General features: G+C 69.4%; 15 protein-coding genes and 3 tRNA genes. 8 read left to right on the top strand and 10 right to left on the bottom strand.

The genetic code is table 11. From position 1 onward, the window contains the following. Positions 1-3 precede the first annotated feature (3 nt). A tRNA-His gene (locus tag RIE08_08610) sits at positions 4-77 on the top strand. Between the two features lie 65 nt (positions 78-142). Beyond that, positions 143-215 (top strand) — tRNA-Lys (locus RIE08_08605). Between the two features lie 73 nt (positions 216-288). Here the strand turns inward: RIE08_08605 and RIE08_08600 are convergent. Both RIE08_08600 and RIE08_08595 read right to left on the bottom strand, forming a co-directional pair. Further along, the gene (locus RIE08_08600; GenBank protein MEQ8717659.1) at positions 289-1,260 is read right to left on the bottom strand and encodes a hypothetical protein; all 972 of its coding nucleotides are present in this window, start codon (positions 1,258-1,260) and stop codon (positions 289-291) included. 76 nt (positions 1,261-1,336) lie between these two features. Beyond that, positions 1,337-1,870: a sigma-70 family RNA polymerase sigma factor gene (locus RIE08_08595; GenBank protein ID MEQ8717658.1), complete on the bottom strand. Its 534-nt coding sequence runs from the start codon at positions 1,868-1,870 to the stop codon at positions 1,337-1,339. Positions 1,871-1,994: 124 nt separating this feature from the next. Here RIE08_08595 and bioB point away from each other — a divergent pair, with 124 nt between their 5' ends. Beyond that, positions 1,995-2,957 carry a biotin synthase BioB gene (gene bioB, locus RIE08_08590; GenBank protein MEQ8717657.1) on the top strand — a complete coding sequence of 321 codons (963 nt, stop codon included), beginning with the start codon at positions 1,995-1,997 and terminating at the stop codon, positions 2,955-2,957. 29 nt (positions 2,958-2,986) lie between these two features. On the opposite strand, the gene RIE08_08585 is transcribed toward bioB, so the two are convergent. From RIE08_08585 to RIE08_08575, 3 genes are all read right to left on the bottom strand, one after another. Then, positions 2,987-4,408, bottom strand: coding sequence for a glycosyltransferase (locus RIE08_08585; GenBank protein ID MEQ8717656.1), 1,422 nt, complete (start codon positions 4,406-4,408; stop codon positions 2,987-2,989). A gap of 87 nt (positions 4,409-4,495) precedes the next feature. Next, positions 4,496-4,744: a hypothetical protein gene (locus tag RIE08_08580; protein MEQ8717655.1), complete on the bottom strand. Its 249-nt coding sequence runs from the start codon at positions 4,742-4,744 to the stop codon at positions 4,496-4,498. Positions 4,745-4,908: 164 nt separating this feature from the next. Then, complete coding sequence (locus tag RIE08_08575; GenBank protein ID MEQ8717654.1) at positions 4,909-5,676, bottom strand: AAA family ATPase; 768 nt, start codon at positions 5,674-5,676, stop codon at positions 4,909-4,911. 72 nt (positions 5,677-5,748) lie between these two features. Here RIE08_08575 and aceK point away from each other — a divergent pair, with 72 nt between their 5' ends. Continuing rightward, positions 5,749-7,518, top strand: coding sequence for a bifunctional isocitrate dehydrogenase kinase/phosphatase (gene aceK / locus RIE08_08570; protein MEQ8717653.1), 1,770 nt, complete (start codon positions 5,749-5,751; stop codon positions 7,516-7,518). Between the two features lie 28 nt (positions 7,519-7,546). Here aceK and galE read toward each other — a convergent pair whose 3' ends face one another. Further along, positions 7,547-8,533, bottom strand: coding sequence for a UDP-glucose 4-epimerase GalE (gene galE, locus RIE08_08565; GenBank protein MEQ8717652.1), 987 nt, complete (start codon positions 8,531-8,533; stop codon positions 7,547-7,549). Between the two features lie 10 nt (positions 8,534-8,543). After that, complete coding sequence (locus tag RIE08_08560; protein ID MEQ8717651.1) at positions 8,544-9,761, bottom strand: TRAM domain-containing protein; 1,218 nt, start codon at positions 9,759-9,761, stop codon at positions 8,544-8,546. Between the two features lie 36 nt (positions 9,762-9,797). On the opposite strand from RIE08_08560, the gene rpe reads away from it, so the two are divergent. After that, positions 9,798-10,499: a ribulose-phosphate 3-epimerase gene (gene rpe, locus RIE08_08555; protein ID MEQ8717650.1), complete on the top strand. Its 702-nt coding sequence runs from the start codon at positions 9,798-9,800 to the stop codon at positions 10,497-10,499. Positions 10,500-10,507: 8 nt separating this feature from the next. Further along, on the top strand, positions 10,508-10,933 hold the full coding sequence (locus RIE08_08550; GenBank protein ID MEQ8717649.1) for a hypothetical protein: 426 nt from the start codon (positions 10,508-10,510) through the stop codon (positions 10,931-10,933). A gap of 16 nt (positions 10,934-10,949) precedes the next feature. Here the strand turns inward: RIE08_08550 and RIE08_08545 are convergent, their stop codons facing one another. After that, complete coding sequence (locus RIE08_08545; protein MEQ8717648.1) at positions 10,950-11,555, bottom strand: ATP-dependent Clp protease proteolytic subunit; 606 nt, start codon at positions 11,553-11,555, stop codon at positions 10,950-10,952. Positions 11,556-11,595: 40 nt separating this feature from the next. On the opposite strand from RIE08_08545, the gene RIE08_08540 reads away from it, so the two are divergent. Then, positions 11,596-11,680 (top strand) — tRNA-Leu (locus RIE08_08540). Positions 11,681-11,712: 32 nt separating this feature from the next. On the opposite strand, the gene rdgB is transcribed toward RIE08_08540, so the two are convergent. Next, entirely contained in the window at positions 11,713-12,339 is a 627-nt protein-coding gene (gene rdgB, locus RIE08_08535; GenBank protein ID MEQ8717647.1) for an RdgB/HAM1 family non-canonical purine NTP pyrophosphatase, read from the bottom strand. A 7-nt stretch (positions 12,340-12,346) separates the two neighbouring features. After that, the gene (gene rph / locus RIE08_08530) at positions 12,347-13,084 is read right to left on the bottom strand and encodes a ribonuclease PH (protein ID MEQ8717646.1); all 738 of its coding nucleotides are present in this window, start codon (positions 13,082-13,084) and stop codon (positions 12,347-12,349) included. A 99-nt stretch (positions 13,085-13,183) separates the two neighbouring features. Between rph and RIE08_08525 the strand changes: the two genes are divergently transcribed. Beyond that, entirely contained in the window at positions 13,184-15,034 is a 1,851-nt protein-coding gene (locus RIE08_08525) for a 5'-nucleotidase C-terminal domain-containing protein (protein MEQ8717645.1), read from the top strand. The last annotated feature ends 124 nt before the right edge of the window (positions 15,035-15,158 follow it).

Raw genomic sequence — 15,158 nt, 5'->3', positions numbered from 1 at the left:
ATGGTGGCCGTAGCTCAGTTGGTTAGAGCGCCGGGTTGTGGTCCCGGAGGTCGGGGGTTCGAAACCCCTCGGTCACCCAAGGTCCGGACTTCCGCGATCGCACGGGCACCGTCCCGTCGCCGGTAGCATCGGCACCCCACATGCGCCTCTAGCTCAATTGGTAGAGCATCGGACTCTTAATCCGCAGGTTCTGGGTTCGAGTCCCAGGGGGCGTACTCGGCAAAACCCCAGGTCAGCCGCTGTTTCGGCGGCACCTGGGGTTTCGTCGTTCCGGGCCGTGCCTCGCAGCTACGGGCGGTCGCCCGGGTTGTCGACGATGGCCGAACCGACGTAGACGACGAAGTTCGTCAGCGCGGGCTGGGCACCGTCGACGGGGCTCGACGGGCCGATGTAGATGCTCTCGCCCCCCAGAATCTCGCCGGTGGCTGGATCGATCAGGACGATGTTCTCGCTCGCCAGCCCGCCGAGGTAGGAGGGACGGGCGATGCCGAACGCCTGCCGACCATGTCGATCCGTGGTGATGCCCAGAAGTTCGACCCGGCTCAACTCGCCGAGGCTCGACCACAGGACCCCCCTCTGAACCGGCGAGAGAGGAGCGGCCGCGAGCAGCGTCGTTATCCGCTCGAACGCCGCAGCATCCCGATCGGCGGCGAAGGCGCTGATCCCCAGGTCGTCCGCGCCCACCCGGGCGGCGGGATCGTCCGGCACCAGTTCGAACGCCATGTCCACCAGCGGGACATCGTCGTAGACCGCATAGGGCTCGGCGTCGAAGTCGGGCGCGTCGTCGTGGACGATCTGACCCGCCTCGATGTCGTGGCCGACCCGCTCTTCGCGTCGACCGAAACCATCTGCTCCGATCCAGTTCTCCATGACGGCGGACACGACCTGACGCGTGCCCGAGGGGTCCTCCTCGACGTACCAGGCCTCCCCGACCGAGTAGCGGTACGCGCCGTCGGGCGGACGCTGATCAGGGGCCGCGGACGCAGCCGAAGCGGCACGGTCCAGGACCTCGGTCAGCGACAGGTCGACCGGGTCGAACTCGAGCGGCGGGGGTGTATCGGCAGAGGCCTGTCCCCCACCACCCAGGCTCATCGACAGGGCCACGATTCCCGCCACGAGCACGACCGCCGCAGCAACGGCTGCAAGCACCCGGCCACGCGGTCGCCGACGAGAGGGGATCACGAACGGTCGGTCGTAGTGGAGGTGGCCGACGCTGCGACGCACGGCGCGCCCGATCCGCTCCTCATCCACTCGAGTCACCCCCTCCGTTCATCGAGTAACGGGCCCACGACACTGCGGCCCCACACGGGTTTAGCCCCGGGGCACGTCCCATCACTTACCCGCCACCGAGATCATCGCCGAGGTCGGCGCCATCGTCGCTCCAGAGATTCCGTAGTCCTTCGTCTGAGTTCAACGTCCTGAGCGCCCGGTGAAGATGCACCGTGACGGTCTTCGGGGAGATCCCGAGAGCCTCGGCGGTCTGGTTCGTCGACGATTCGAGGACCAGGCGGTGCGCGACGACCTCTCGTTGACGGTCGGGCAGTGCGAGGACGGCATCGAGAAGCACGGCGTCCATCGGTTCGTCCGGCGCCGGAACATCGTGGGCGGGCGGAGTCAACTCGACCTCCCTCTGGCCACGACGCCAGCGGCGACGGCTCAGGTTCACCGCCGTGGTCACCACCCACGCAGACGGGTTCGGATGCGTGTGCAGTCGGTCCCAGCGCTCGTAGGCACGCACGAAGGCCTCCTCGAGCAGATCCTCACCGAGGTGGCGGTCCCGAACGGTCAGGACGACCGCTCGCAGACACCGTGAGCGGGCGGACTCGAAGAACTCGGCGAAGGCCTCGTCAGGTTCGGAGGGGAAAGCCATCTTCCGCCAGTACCGGGTCGGCTGTGACACTGCGATACCCGTCGGTCGCCGGTGTCGCCGGACCGGGATCACAGCGAACGGTACAGGCCCAGCCCCCGACGACCGCGAGGTACGCTCCCCGGCGATGACACAGCTACGCCACGACTGGACGACCGACGACGTGCTCGAGGTGCTCGAGTCGCCGTTCCACGACCTCCTCCACCGGGCGCACGGGGCCCACCGGGAGAACTTCGACCCGGCGGTGGTCGAGGGTGCCCGCCTCCTGTCGATCAAGACGGGCGGTTGCCCCGAAGACTGCGCGTACTGCCCCCAGTCGGCGCACCACGAGGCGTCGGTCCAACTGGAGGCACTGCTGTCCACCGACGACATCGTCACCGCCGCACGCGAGGCGCGGGCGGAGGGAGCCACACGGTTCTGCATGGGCGCCGCGTGGCGGTCCCCGACGGATCGTCAGGTCGACCGGGTCGCCGGCGCCATCAGCGCCGTCGCCGAACTGGGTATGGAGACCTGCGTCACGCTCGGGATGCTCACCGACCCGCAGGCGACGGCCCTCGCCGAGGCGGGACTCGACTACTACAACCACAACCTCGACACGTCGCCGGATTTCTACGGACAGATCATCACGACCCGCACCTACGAGGACCGCCTCGAGACCCTCGAGAGCTGCCGACGGGCCGGGCTGGCGCTGTGCACCGGCGGCATCGTCGGGATGGGAGAGACCCGCCGGGACCGCGCCGGGCTGCTGGCGCAGCTGGCCTCGCTGAACCCCCACCCCGAGAGCGTCCCCGTCAACCTCCTCGTCAGGGCACCGGGCACGCCGCTCGCCGATGTCGAGCCTCTCGACAGCCTCGAAGTGGTCCGCACGATCGCCGCGGCACGCCTCACGATGCCGCACTCGGTGGTGCGCCTGTCCGCCGGACGCAGCGAGATGTCGGCGGAGATGCAGGCCCTCTGTCTCCACGCAGGCGCCAACAGCATCTTCGTCGGTGACCGCCTGCTCACCACCCCGAACCCCGGCGACGGCGACGCCGACCTCCTCGCCCGGCTCGACTCGTCACTCGCGACCGCGCCGGTCCTCGACCGCTGAGCGACGCGGCAGCGCCGCAACCGCCCGGATCAACCCCGTAGCGACGAGACCACCTCGGCCCAGGCCGCCAGGTGTGTGTCCGTGAGAAAGAGTTCACCGGCCCGCACACGCGCACCCTCACCGAGGCGCTGACCGAGGTCCCGGTCATCGAGGATCGACCGGACGGCCGCGCCGAACGACGCCAGGTCGGTCGGGTCCCGCACCAGCAGCCCGGACTCGCCGTCCACGATCTGGTCGACGATCCCGCCGACCGCGGACGCGACGACGGGCCGACCCTTGAACATCGCCTCTGTGACCGTGAGACCGAACCCTTCCGCGAGGCTCTTCTGGACCACCACCGCCGCATGACGCTGGAGCGCGTTGACGAGCCATGCGTTCTCGACGCCGTCGCCCATCGGGAGGCACACGAGCTGGATCCTCGCCCGGGCCGCGTGAGGCAGACCGCGCCAGTGGTTCCAGCACTCCTGGAGCACCTCGGCACCCTCGGGATCATCGGCCACCGCCGTGACCACCGGTCCGACGAGGGCGAGATGTGCACCGTGGCCGTCGAAGACGTGATCGGCGAACCCCTGCATCACGCCCACCATGTCCTTGAGGTGGTCCCAGCGCGACACCTGCACCACCAACGGTGACTGCGGTGGCGTGGCCGGCCCCGTCCTGACCACGTCCGCATAGTGGCGGACCCTCATCGGGGACCCGTCGGGGCGCGTGAGCGCCACGTCGCCCTGTGGGTCGCCGTCGAGGACCCCGATCTTCTGCAGGATCCTGCATGCGTCAGATGAGGAGAGCTCGGCGTTCTTCGGCGACAAGGGGTCGATGGACGGCGGGATGACGAACAGCCGGTCGGCAGGCACCCAGTCCGGGGCGTACTCGCGGCGGGTGAAGACGTAGGCGTCCACGTTGCCCTCGAGGTAGCGACGCAGGAAGGCCCAGGCCGCCTCGGTCCGCTCGTTCGCAGCGTCCGCGCCGATGTGGCACCGCCAGACCACCGGGTGGCCGCGCCGCCGGCATCCCTCGGCGAGGCCGGCCGTCTGCGGGTCATGGAGGATGATCGGGTCCCCCGGCTTCACGAACCCCTTCAGCTCGGCGTCGTTGGAATGCGTCACCGCGACATACGCCTCATGGGCGGCCTCGTCGAGAACGCCACCGTCACCTGCCGCCCCGTGTATGAAGTTGTGGAGCCGCTTCGTCACGGCGAAGAACACCGGCTCGCCCTCGATGGCCAACCAGCGGGCGTCGATCCCGAGCCCGCGGGTCACCGGCAGCAGGACGTGCAACATCTCGGCCACCCCACCCCCGGCGGGGGTGGAATTCACGTTGACGATCGCGACACCGTCGAACGCCTCGGCCATCCGCGGAGCGAGCTCGTGAGCGAAGCTCTCGAAGCGCTCGATCCCGATGACGGGCTCGAGTCGCTGTGGATCCATGGGGGCGAGGTGAACTTCCTGCATGCCGACCGAACCTAGAACAGGATTCGACCCGTGCGAAGGACCTTAGGGCCCGGATACGGCAGGGACCCTCCAGCGACACCACACCGCTCAGTCGAGAGCGGAGAGCCACTCGACGCGGCACCACGCCCGGGAACCGCACGCCCGGCAGCGCAACCATCGCGAGTGACGCTTCACGGGCACCCACCACGAGAACGGCCGAACCGCCTCACCCACGACCTCCACGAGTCGGGGTCTCGTCACCGCACCACACACCGAACACTCGACCCTGACGCGGCGCCCGGTGCCGTCGTCGTCGTGCACGTCAGCGGCGCTGTCACGCACAGGGCGGTCACCCATGGGCGGCGAAGAAGCCGGTCGCGGCTCAGCCGTGTGCCCGCCGGGCGGGGTGTCCGCGTCCCGTGGACCGGGTCCCGCGACGGCCTCGTCCAGTTCCGAAGGGTCCGTGAACAGGGCCCGACGGCCTCGTCTGACAGACTCCGGACCGGATCCCGCCTCCGCACTCATGCGTCGCCCCTAGCCAACAGCGCCGCCGCGACCTCACGGTAGGCCGCCGCCGGCTTGGACGACGAGGCGTGGCCCAGGACCGACCGCCCCACTCCGGGCGCCTCTGCGGCGCGCACCGACTTCGGCACGGGGGGCCCGATGACACTCAACCCGTGGTCCTCGCGCACCCGTGCCAACACCTCGTGAGCCAGATTCGTACGGGCGTCGAACATCGTCGCCACCACGCCGGTGACCGCCAGGTCCGCGTTGGTGAACTCGCGCACGTCGGCGATCGTCTCCAACAACAGGCCGACGCCGCGCAGGCCGAGCGTCTCGCACTGCAGGGGGATGATCACCTCGTCCACCGCGGTCAGCGCGTTGATCGTCAGGATCCCCAGGCTGGGGGGGCAGTCCACAAGGACGAAGTCGTAATTGTCCACGACCGGCCGTAACGCCCGTCGCAGCCCGTACTCACGGCCGGGCCGGGTGAGGAGCTGCGCCTCGGCGCCTGCGAGGTCGATGTTGGCGGGAACGAGATCCACGCCGTGGTCGGCCTCCGCGACGATCACATCGTCCACGGGCCGGCCGTCGACGAGAACGTCGTGGACCGTCGCCGCCAACTCGTCGCCGTCCACGCCGAGCGAGTACGTGAGCGACGCCTGGGGGTCCAGGTCCACGACGAGCACGGATGACCCCTGCTCCGCGAATGCCGCCGCGAGCGCGGCGACCGACGTCGTCTTCGCGACGCCGCCCTTCTGGTTCGCGAAGGCGATCGATCTCGTCACGACAACGACACTACGGCAGTACCGTCCCGCGCGGACATGCACGCGACGCCGACGGCTGCAACGCTCGGGGGCGTGAACATCGGCACCCCCACCACCGCAGAGGAACCGACCGACGTCCTCGCGGGGCGTCTCGCCCTCTCCCTGTTCGAAGGCTTCGCCCGGTATCACGACCGGTTCTTCGAGGTGACAGATCGGGCGCAGCGGCGGTTTCTGGGCTGCGACTGGCGCGGCCACCAGCACGACGCGGACGAGCGGCTGGTCCTGCACGAGGAGATGGTGAGCGATCTCGTCGGATCGGCCGGCCGGTCGCTCGCCACGCTCGACGACTCGACCGCCCGGTCGATCTGGATCGAGGTGCGCCGGCGCTACATCCGCATGGTCGCGACCCGAGCCGACTTCGAACTGGCGGAGACCACCTACAACTCGGTGACCAGGCGGATCTTCGACATCGTCGGCATCGACCCCGATCTCGAGTTCCTGTGGCTCGGCGCGACCGAGCTGCCTCCGGTGGATTCGCTGGGCTCGGAACTCCGCCGCTATCCGCTCGGCTCATCTCTCGAGAGCTGCGTACGGGCGACTCTCGCCGAATCGACCATCGCCGACCACTTCACCGACATCGACCGTGACGCCCGTCTCGTCGCCGAACGGCTCCACGACCGCTTCGCGGGGCAGTGGGACGCCATCGACGCGATCGACATGCTCCGCCCGGTCTTCTACCGCAACAAGGGGGCGTACCTGGTCGGCAGGGTGCGGTGGCTCAACCGGCTCTCCCCGTTCATCCTGCCGCTGCTGTCGTCGTCGGAGGGGGTGCGCGTCGACGCGGCGCTGCTCGACGAGGCGACCGCCAGCCGACTGTTCGGGTACACCCGCTCCTACTTCCACGTCCGGTGCCGCCGCCCGGCGGGTGTCGTCGCCTTCGTGAAGTCGATGTTGCCGGCCAAGCCGGTGGCGGAGCTCTACTCGGCCCTCGGTTTCCCCCAGCACGGCAAGACGAACCTGTTCCGTGCGCTGGCCCGCCACCTCGAACACTCGAACACACGGTTCGAACCCGCACGCGGGACCAAGGGGATGGTGATGACGGTCTTCACGCTCCCCTCCTTCGACGTCGTGTTCAAGATCATCAAGGACGAGTTCTCACCCACGAAGACCACCACCCGCGACGAGGTCAAGCGGCGCTACAGGCTGGTGTTCACCCACGACCGGGTCGGGCGTCTCGTCGACGCCCAGGAGTTCGAGAACATCACGCTGCCCCGTGAACGCTTCACGCCGGAGTTACTCGAGGAGCTCCGCGCCGAGTGTGGCCGCACCGTCGAGATCACCGAACACGACGTCGCCCTGTCTCACGTGTACACGGAGCGCCGCGTGTACCCGTTGGATCTGTACCTGTCGGAGATGGACGACGAGGCGACCTGGGCGGCCGCCGTCGACTTCGGTCGGGCCGTGCGCGAGCTCGCGTCGGCCAACATCTTCCCCGGTGACCTGCTGCCGAAGAACTTCGGCGTGACGCGCCACGACAAGGTCGTCTTCTACGACTACGACGAACTGTCCTTGCTCGAGGACATCCGCTTCCGCGACATCCCTCCCGCGCCGGACTACGCCGACGAGATGTCCAGCCAGCCGTGGTTCGCCGTCGACCCGCTCGACGTCTTCCCCGAGGAGCTCGCCACCTACCTGCGGTACCCGCCGGTGGTGGCGAAGGCCTTCGCGGCGGAGCACGAGGAACTGTTCACCACGACGTTCTGGCGCTCGATGCAACAGCGCCACGCCGAGGGGCTCGTGCCGACGTTCTACCCCTACCCCGAGTCACTGCGTTTCGACCCGAAGGCTTCTCCCGACGTCTGAAGACCCCGGGGCACGGCCGCTGCGCCCGTCAGGCCGTGCGCAGCTCGCGGTACCAGTCCCACGCAGTGGAGACCACCGTCTCGAGATCCGACATGGTGGGCTCCCACCCGAACTCCGCACTGAACCTCGTCGGGTCCGCCCTGAGCTCGGCTGGGTCACCCGCACGGCGCTCGGCGTCCTCGACGGGGACCTGGCGACCCGCCACCTCGGCCACGGCGTCGAGGACCTCCCTGTTCGTGGTGCCGACGCCGGTCCCGCAGTTGTAGGCACCTCCACCGTGTCCCTGCATCAGTGCCTCGACCGCGACCACGTGCGCGCTCGCCAGATCGACGACGTGGATGTAATCCCGAACACACGTGCCGTCACGCGTCGGATAGTCCGTACCGAACAGCTTCAGGGCCGGGCGGTCCCCGGCGACGGCCGCCAGAGCCAGCGGGATGAGATGGGTCTCCGGGTCGTGCGCCTCGCCGATCCCGCCGTCGGGATGCGCTCCGCAGGCGTTGAAGTACCTCAGTGCGATGGATCGCAACAGCCCGGCCGAGCGGGCCTCGGCGAGGAACCGTTCGACGGCCGCCTTGGTCGACCCGTAGGGGTTGATGGGGCGAACGGGCGCGTCCTCTGCGATGGGCTGCACGTCGGGGTGGCCGTAGACCGCCGCGGTGGACGAGAAGACGAAGGCGTCGACCCCGGCGGCGATGGTCTCCTCCACCAGGGTCAGGCAGTCCGCGACGTTGTTGCGCCAGTAGGCGAGCGGACTCGTGACCGAGTCACCGACGCTGATGCTCGCAGCGAAGTGCAGTACCCCGTCGAAGGGGCCCCGGCCCCCGAGCACCGCCTTGACCGCCGCCCGGTCACCGGTTGCCGCCTCGACCAGGTCGACGTCGTCGGGGACGAACTCGGCCCGTCCGTCGCGCAGGTCGTCCAGTACCACCACGTCGTGGTCGGCGGCACGCAGCGCACGCACGGTGTGGCTGCCGATGTAGCCGGCGCCACCGGTCACGAGGAGTCGGGCCATCAGCTGAACGCTAGTCGCCACCGGGGTCGAGGCGATCGAACACCGTCACGACCTCGACGTTGGATGTGAAGCCGAACATTCCCACGAGCTCGACCGAGACCAGTCGGTAACCGCCGTCGACCAACAGGCGGGCGTCGCGGCCCAGTGCACCGGCATCGCAGGACACGAGGACGATGCGACCGGCCGCGGCTGCGAGCACCGCCCGCGCCCCCGCCTTCCCCAGACCCTCGCGGGCCGGGTCGGCCACGACGACACCTGCGGGCGACGCGGTCCAGTCCTCGACCGGAACCCGCACGATCGTCGGCGCCGGGGACCGTCCGGCGAGATTGACCCGGAGGTCGGCGACCGAGGACGCACTCCGCTCGACTGCGACGACCTCACGACCGTCGCCCACGGTTCCGGCGAACAGTCCGACACCCGCGTAGAGATCCACCAGCGCCCCCGGACCGGCCCCGGCGACGGCAGCGGCCACGATCTCCACGAGATGGTCGGCGGCCGCCGGGTTGGACTGGAAGAACGAGCGGCCCGAGATCCGCCACCTCCGACCGGCGACCTCCTCATGGATCCAGACACGCCGACCGGCACGCAGTTCGTCGTCGCCGACCACAACGACGTCAGAGGGCACCGACACCTCCTCGGCCCGCGGTGAGACGATCACCATGCGTTCGCCGGTGCGCGCACCCGCCCGGATGACCACACCGGACGCGTCACCGAAGCGCCCGTCGACGAGCACCTCCTCGACGAGAGGGTGGGCGACCAGGCACGAGTCGTGCCGGACGGGTTCGTGGCTCCCCCGGTGCCGGATACCCGCACGGCCGCCGGCGACCGCCGCGCGGACGGTTGTCCGGTGGCCACCTCCCGGAGCGGAATCCTCCCCCACGCGGATCTCGGGGACCTCGAGGCGCCCGATCCGCTCGAGCGCGTCGCGTACGATCGCAGCGCGGAGGCCCTCCTGGCCCGACGGTGCCACGTGGAGCCAGTCGCAGCCGCCGCATCCCCGGTCCCCGTGGAGGCACGGTGACGGCACACGCAACGGCGAAGCGTCGAGCACCTCCAGCACATGTCCGCGACCGTGGCGGCGCCTGCGCTCGTCGATGTGGACCCTGACCCGCTCGCCGGGGAGCGCACCGTCGACGAACACGACCATTCCGTCGACCAATCGGGCGACACCTGCACCACCGGCTGCGATGCCCGATGTCTCGACGTCGATCTCATCGGCATGCTCCACCCGGCGCAGGGTACGGCGGGTAGTGTCATCGCCGTCATGGACACAGCCACCAGCCGCCCCATCGAGATCGTCCCGTCGGTACTGCCCGCGGACTTCGCCCGCCTCGGCGAGGAGTGCGCGGCGCTCGAGAAGGCCGGCGTCGACCGCATCCAGTGGGACGTCATGGACGGCGTGTTCGTTCCGAACCTGACCTTCGGCCCCGATGTCATCGCAGCCACCCGTGACCACGTCTCGGTGCGCTTCGAGGCCCACCTGATGGTAGTGGACCCCGAGAACCTCGCCCACCGCTACATCGAGGCGGGTTGCGATCTGCTGTTGATCCACGCAGAGTCCACCCGGCACCTGCACAGGACCCTCGGGCTGATCCGCGAAGCGGGAGCGGGGGCCGGGGTCGCGCTCAACCCGTCCACGCCCATCAGCGATGTCGCCCACGTCCTGGACCTGGTGGAGATGGTCCTGGTGATGACCGTCAATCCCGGCTTCGGGGGGCAGGCCTACATCGAGACGATGGAACCCAAGATCGCCGAACTGCGCGCCATGATCGTCGACCGTGGTCTCGACGTCGACATCGAGGTCGACGGCGGGATCGGTCCCGCCACCATCGGCGGCGCGGTCTCGGCTGGAGCGAACGTCCTCGTGGCGGGCAGCGCCCTGTTCACCGACGGCTCTTCGCCCGACGCGCTGACGGCGAAGGTGGACGACCTGCGGACGCGCGCCGAGGCCGCGGCGCGAGCCTGACCGTCAGCGTGCGCAGAACTGCACGATGGGTCGGCCCCCTCGTCGCGATCACCCTGATCGGCGGAGCCTGCAGCGGGGGCGACGGCGGCGACCCGAGCGCCTTCTGTGACGAGGTCAACCGGCGGGCCGACGTCATCGACACGAGCGGCGACATCTCGGGAGCGGTGGAGGACCTCAAGGCGCTGGGACGCCTCGCCCCCGACGAGATCGACGAGGTCATCGACAGGACGCGCCTGCTGTTCGAGGAGGTCCGCGATGCGCCGGACGACGCGACGGCGCGCGAGATCCTCTCGACGCGCGCTCAGGAGGTGACTGACCTGGCGGCCGAATTGACCGAGTACACGGCCAGGACGTGCGGGCTCGACCTGCGGCGTCCGCAGGTGGCCACGCCGACGCCCACGCCTGACGAGGCCGGGCCGCTCGAGCCGGCCTGACCGCCCCGGGGTCTGCTCAGAGCATCTCGCCGCGGCGCACGATCACGTGGTCCACGATGCCGTACTCCATCGCCTGTTCGGCCGTGAACCAGCGGTCCCGGTCGGAGTCCGCCTCGATCTGTTCGATGTCCTGACCGGTGTGGAACGCGATGCGCTCGGCGAGGAGCTTCTTGACGTAGGCCATCTGCTCGGCCTGGATGGCGATATCGGAGGCCTGGCCCTGGATGCCGCCCAACGGCTGGTGCATGAGGATCCGGGCGTGGGGAAGCGCGTAGCGCTTGCCGGGGGCGCCGGCCGACAAGAGGAACTGGCCCATCGATGCGCCCAGCCCCATGCAGATGGTGCCGACGTCGGGCTTGACGAACTGCATCGTGTCGTAGATGGCCATGCCGGCGGTCACCGAGCCGCCCGGCGAGTTGATGTAGAGCCAGATGTCCTTGTCGGGATCCTGACCCTCGAGGTGCAGGAGCTGGGCGGTGATGAGGTTCGCGACCTCGTCGTTCACGTCCGTCCCGAGGAAGACGATCCGGACGCCGAGGAGCTCGCGGTAGATGTCGAAGCCGGGGCTCTGGAGGTTGCCGCCCTGGGCGACGAGGGGTGGGGTCACAGGTGGTGTGGTCATCGCCTTCGATGCTAACGGCGCGAGTACCATCGCCCGACCGGCGCCAGTGGCGGAATCAGGCAGACGCGCAGGGTTTAGGACCCTGTGGGCTAACGCCCGTGTGGGTTCGATTCCCACCTGGCGCACCGGAATGGCAGGGCCCGAGGCATGCGTGTCGTCAGTTCCCGCCACCGTCGAGGAACGCACCGAGTTGTCCGGCGAGGGCCCGCACCGCTCTCCCCCGGTGTCCGATCCGGTCCTTTTCGGCCGCCGGTAGCTCTGCGTAGGTGGCTCCGCCGCCACCGGCCGGCACGAAGACGGGGTCGTACCCGAACCCGTTGGTCCCGCGGGCGGTGTGCGCGATGGTGCCCTCGGTCACACCTTCGACGACCAGTTCGCGGCCATCGGCGGTCGCGACGACCAGGACGGTGCGGAACCGCGCCGCTCGGTTCGGACGCCCGGCACGATCCATCTCCGCGAGGAGGAGGGCGACGTTGTCCGCATCGGTCGCGTCCGGCCCTGCGAAGCGCGCGGAGTGCACGCCCGGGCGACCACCGAGGACGTCGACGAACAGTCCGGTGTCGTCGGCCATGGCAGTCTCCCCGGTGTGGGCGCGCACTGCCTCGGCCTTCAGCCGGGCGTTGCCGGCGAGGCTGTCCGCGTCCTCCACGACGTCACCGAGGTCCGCAGGGCGGGCGGTCAGCGTCAACTCCAGGCCGGTACGGGCGAGCGCGAGTCGCAGTTCCTCGAGCTTGGCCGGATTCGCCGTCGCTGCGACGATCGCCGGCTGGCCGGTGCCGGTCACGGCCCGATCAGGTGACGCGCGGCGGTGGCGCGACGTCGACGACCGCGGACTGCATCTCGACGATCCGCGCGATGCCGGTACCGGCGAGGTCCAGCATCTGATCGAGCTTCGCCCGGTCGAAGGGGTCGGCCTCGGCGGTGCCCTGGACCTCGATGAACGAACCCGACCCGGTCATGACGACGTTCATGTCCACGTCGGCCCCGGCGTCCTCGACGTAGGGCAGGTCCAGCATCGGCTGGCCCCCCACGATGCCCACCGAGACGGCCGCGCAGTGGTCGGTGAGCGGGTGACGTGGGATACGACCGTCCTGGACGAGACGGGTCAGGGCGTCGTGCAGCGCGACCCATGCACCCGTGATGGACGCCGTGCGGGTGCCGCCGTCGGCCTGGAGCACGTCGCAGTCCAACACGACCTGACGCTCCCCCAGCTTCTCCATGTCACACACCGCGCGCAGCGAGCGGCCGATGAGTCGCTGGATCTCCTGGGTCCGTCCCGACGGACGACCCGAGCGGACCTCCCGGTTCGTGCGGTCGGGTGTGGCGCCGGGCAACATCGAGTACTCCGCGGTCACCCAGCCCTTCTGGGTCCCCCGCATCCAGCGCGGCACGTCCTCTTCCACCGAGGCGGTACACAGCACCCGGGTCCGTCCGAACTCGACGAGCACCGAGCCCATCGCCATCTCGGTGTAGTCGCGCACGAACCTGATCGGTCGCAGTTCGTCAGGGTTCCTGCCGTCTGATCTCACGTGGTTCCTTCCCTCTGTCCGGGCGCAGACGGTACCCGTGCGCGCCGGCAACCGCGGAACCCTCGCCCCGACGCCGAAGATGTATTAGGTTTCGCAAACATGACCCAGACATTCCCAGACCTATGGAAGCGCGCGCTCGCCGCTGTCACGGCCGCCGCGTTGATCGCAGCCGTGTTCGCGATCGCCAACACCCAGTCGGCTGACGCCGCGGACGGCGACTTCTCGGTGACCGTCCTGCATCACAACGACGGCGAGTCAAAGCTCGTCAAGGACGTCGAGGGCGGATTCCCCGGCGTGGCGTCGTTCATCGCCTACCTCAACTACCTGCAGTCGAGCGCGACGACCGACGGCCTGGTGACGGTCACGTCCGGTGACAACCTCCTCGCGTCGCCGTCGCTGTCGGTGAGCCAGCAGGCCGGCCCGCCGTACTTCGACTCGATCGCACTTTCCTACGGCAACTACGACGCGATGGCCATCGGCAACCACGAGTTCGACTTCGGACCCGACGACCTCGCAGCGTTCATCGGCGGGTTCTCGGACACCTCCTTCCCGTTCCTGTCGGCCAACCTCGACGTGTCGGGTGAGCCGTCTCTGGCCGCTCTCGCCGCATCCGGGCGCATCGCCAAGTCCACGATGGTGATGACCGGCGGCGAGTACGTCGGGATCATCGGTGCGACCACACCGGAGCTGCCGAACATCTCGAGCCCCCGCAACGTCATGGTCGACGCCGTGGTCCCCGCCATCCAGGCCGAGGTCGCCAAGCTCGAAGCAGCCGGCGTCAACAAGATCATCCTCATCGCCCACCTCCAGTCGGTCGCCGAGGACATCGCGCTCGTGCCGATGCTCGAGGGGATCGACGTCGCCATCGCCGGCGGCGGCGATGACAACCTCCGCAACGAGGGCGACACCTGTGTCATCGATGAGGAGCCGGCCGGGCCCTACCCGCTGCTCGCCTCCGACTCCACCGGCGCGACGGTTCCGATCGTCACCGGCCCCGGTGGATACCGCTGCATCGGCGAGCTCGAGCTCCACTTCGACGGCGACGGCGTGCTGACCGGCTGGTCGGGCGAGTCGATTCTCGTTCCCGTGGACTTCCCGGGTAACGCGGCCATCGTCAACGACGTGATCCTTCCGCTGACCGACGCACTGGCCGATCTCAGCGCCAACACTCTCGCCGTCAGCCAGGTGGACCTCGACGGGCGCCGCTCCAGCGTGCGGGGCATGCAGGCCAACGAGGGCAGCCTCCTCGCCGACGCCCTGCTGTGGCAGGCCACCCAGGTCGCAGCCGACTTCGGCGTGCCTGTCCCCGATCTCGCCGTCCAGAACGGTGGCGGTATCCGCAACGACTCGATCCTCCCCGCCGGCCCGTTCAGCGAGTTGGACTCGTTCAGCGTGGCTCCGTTCGCCAACTTCGTGACAGTCGTGACGGTCCCCCGCGAGGTCGTGAAGCTCGCGTTCGAGCAGGCCTACGACAACCTGCCGGAGATCGACGGCCAGTTCGCCCAGGTCTCCGACACGGTGTCGCTGTTCGTCGACCCGAACCAGCCGGCCCGTGAGATCAACCGTGACGGCGCCTGCGAACTCGTCGGCAACGAGGGCTCGCGTGTGCGGGATCTCGTCATCGGCGGCGAGGCCATCGTCACCGACGGCCAGGTCGTGCCCGGTCCCGACGTGACCATCGCGACCATCGACTTCCTCGCCCGCGGCGGCGACTGCTACCCCTTCGGCGACTACGAGTCGACTGCGCTGGGTGTCAGCTACCAGGCCGCGCTGGCCAACTACGTCTCCGAGGGTCTCGGTGGCGTCATCTCGGCCGCCGACTACCCGCTCGGCGCCACCGATCGCATCAACACCGAGGAGTTCACCGGTGTGATCGACGACGGAGGCGACGACGGCGACAGTGGTGGCGACAATGGCGGCGGTGGTGGCGGCCCGGCCTTCGCCGGCTGATCGGCCTCGTGGCGGCTCCGGCCGCTGGCATCAGAATTGAGCGGTGGCCGTCTTCCTGCGGGGAGGCGGCCACCGCCGCGTCCGGGGAACGATGGCTCGCAGTGGGACGCCGCGCTCGAAGAGG

It is taken from the genome of Acidimicrobiales bacterium (assembly GCA_040219085.1).
Classification (GTDB): domain Bacteria; phylum Actinomycetota; class Acidimicrobiia; order Acidimicrobiales; family JAVJTC01; genus JAVJTC01.
The sequence above is the reverse complement of the archived record's forward strand: the minus strand, read 5'-3'. Positions and strand labels throughout refer to the sequence as shown.

Bases quoted from the DNA above. Each gene is read 5' to 3' on its own strand.
- galE (MEQ8717652.1), bottom strand. From the start codon at position 8,533: ATGGCCCGACTCCTCGTGACCGGTGGCGCCGGCTACATCGGCAGCCAC.
- RIE08_08580 (MEQ8717655.1), bottom strand. From the start codon at position 4,744: ATGGGTGACCGCCCTGTGCGTGACAGCGCCGCTGACGTGCACGACGAC.
- RIE08_08585 (MEQ8717656.1), bottom strand. From the start codon at position 4,408: ATGCAGGAAGTTCACCTCGCCCCCATGGATCCACAGCGACTCGAGCCC.
- RIE08_08525 (MEQ8717645.1), top strand. From the start codon at position 13,184: ATGACCCAGACATTCCCAGACCTATGGAAGCGCGCGCTCGCCGCTGTC.
- RIE08_08595 (MEQ8717658.1), bottom strand. From the start codon at position 1,870: ATGGCTTTCCCCTCCGAACCTGACGAGGCCTTCGCCGAGTTCTTCGAG.
- rpe (MEQ8717650.1), top strand. From the start codon at position 9,798: ATGGACACAGCCACCAGCCGCCCCATCGAGATCGTCCCGTCGGTACTG.
- RIE08_08545 (MEQ8717648.1), bottom strand. From the start codon at position 11,555: ATGACCACACCACCTGTGACCCCACCCCTCGTCGCCCAGGGCGGCAAC.
- bioB (MEQ8717657.1), top strand. From the start codon at position 1,995: ATGACACAGCTACGCCACGACTGGACGACCGACGACGTGCTCGAGGTG.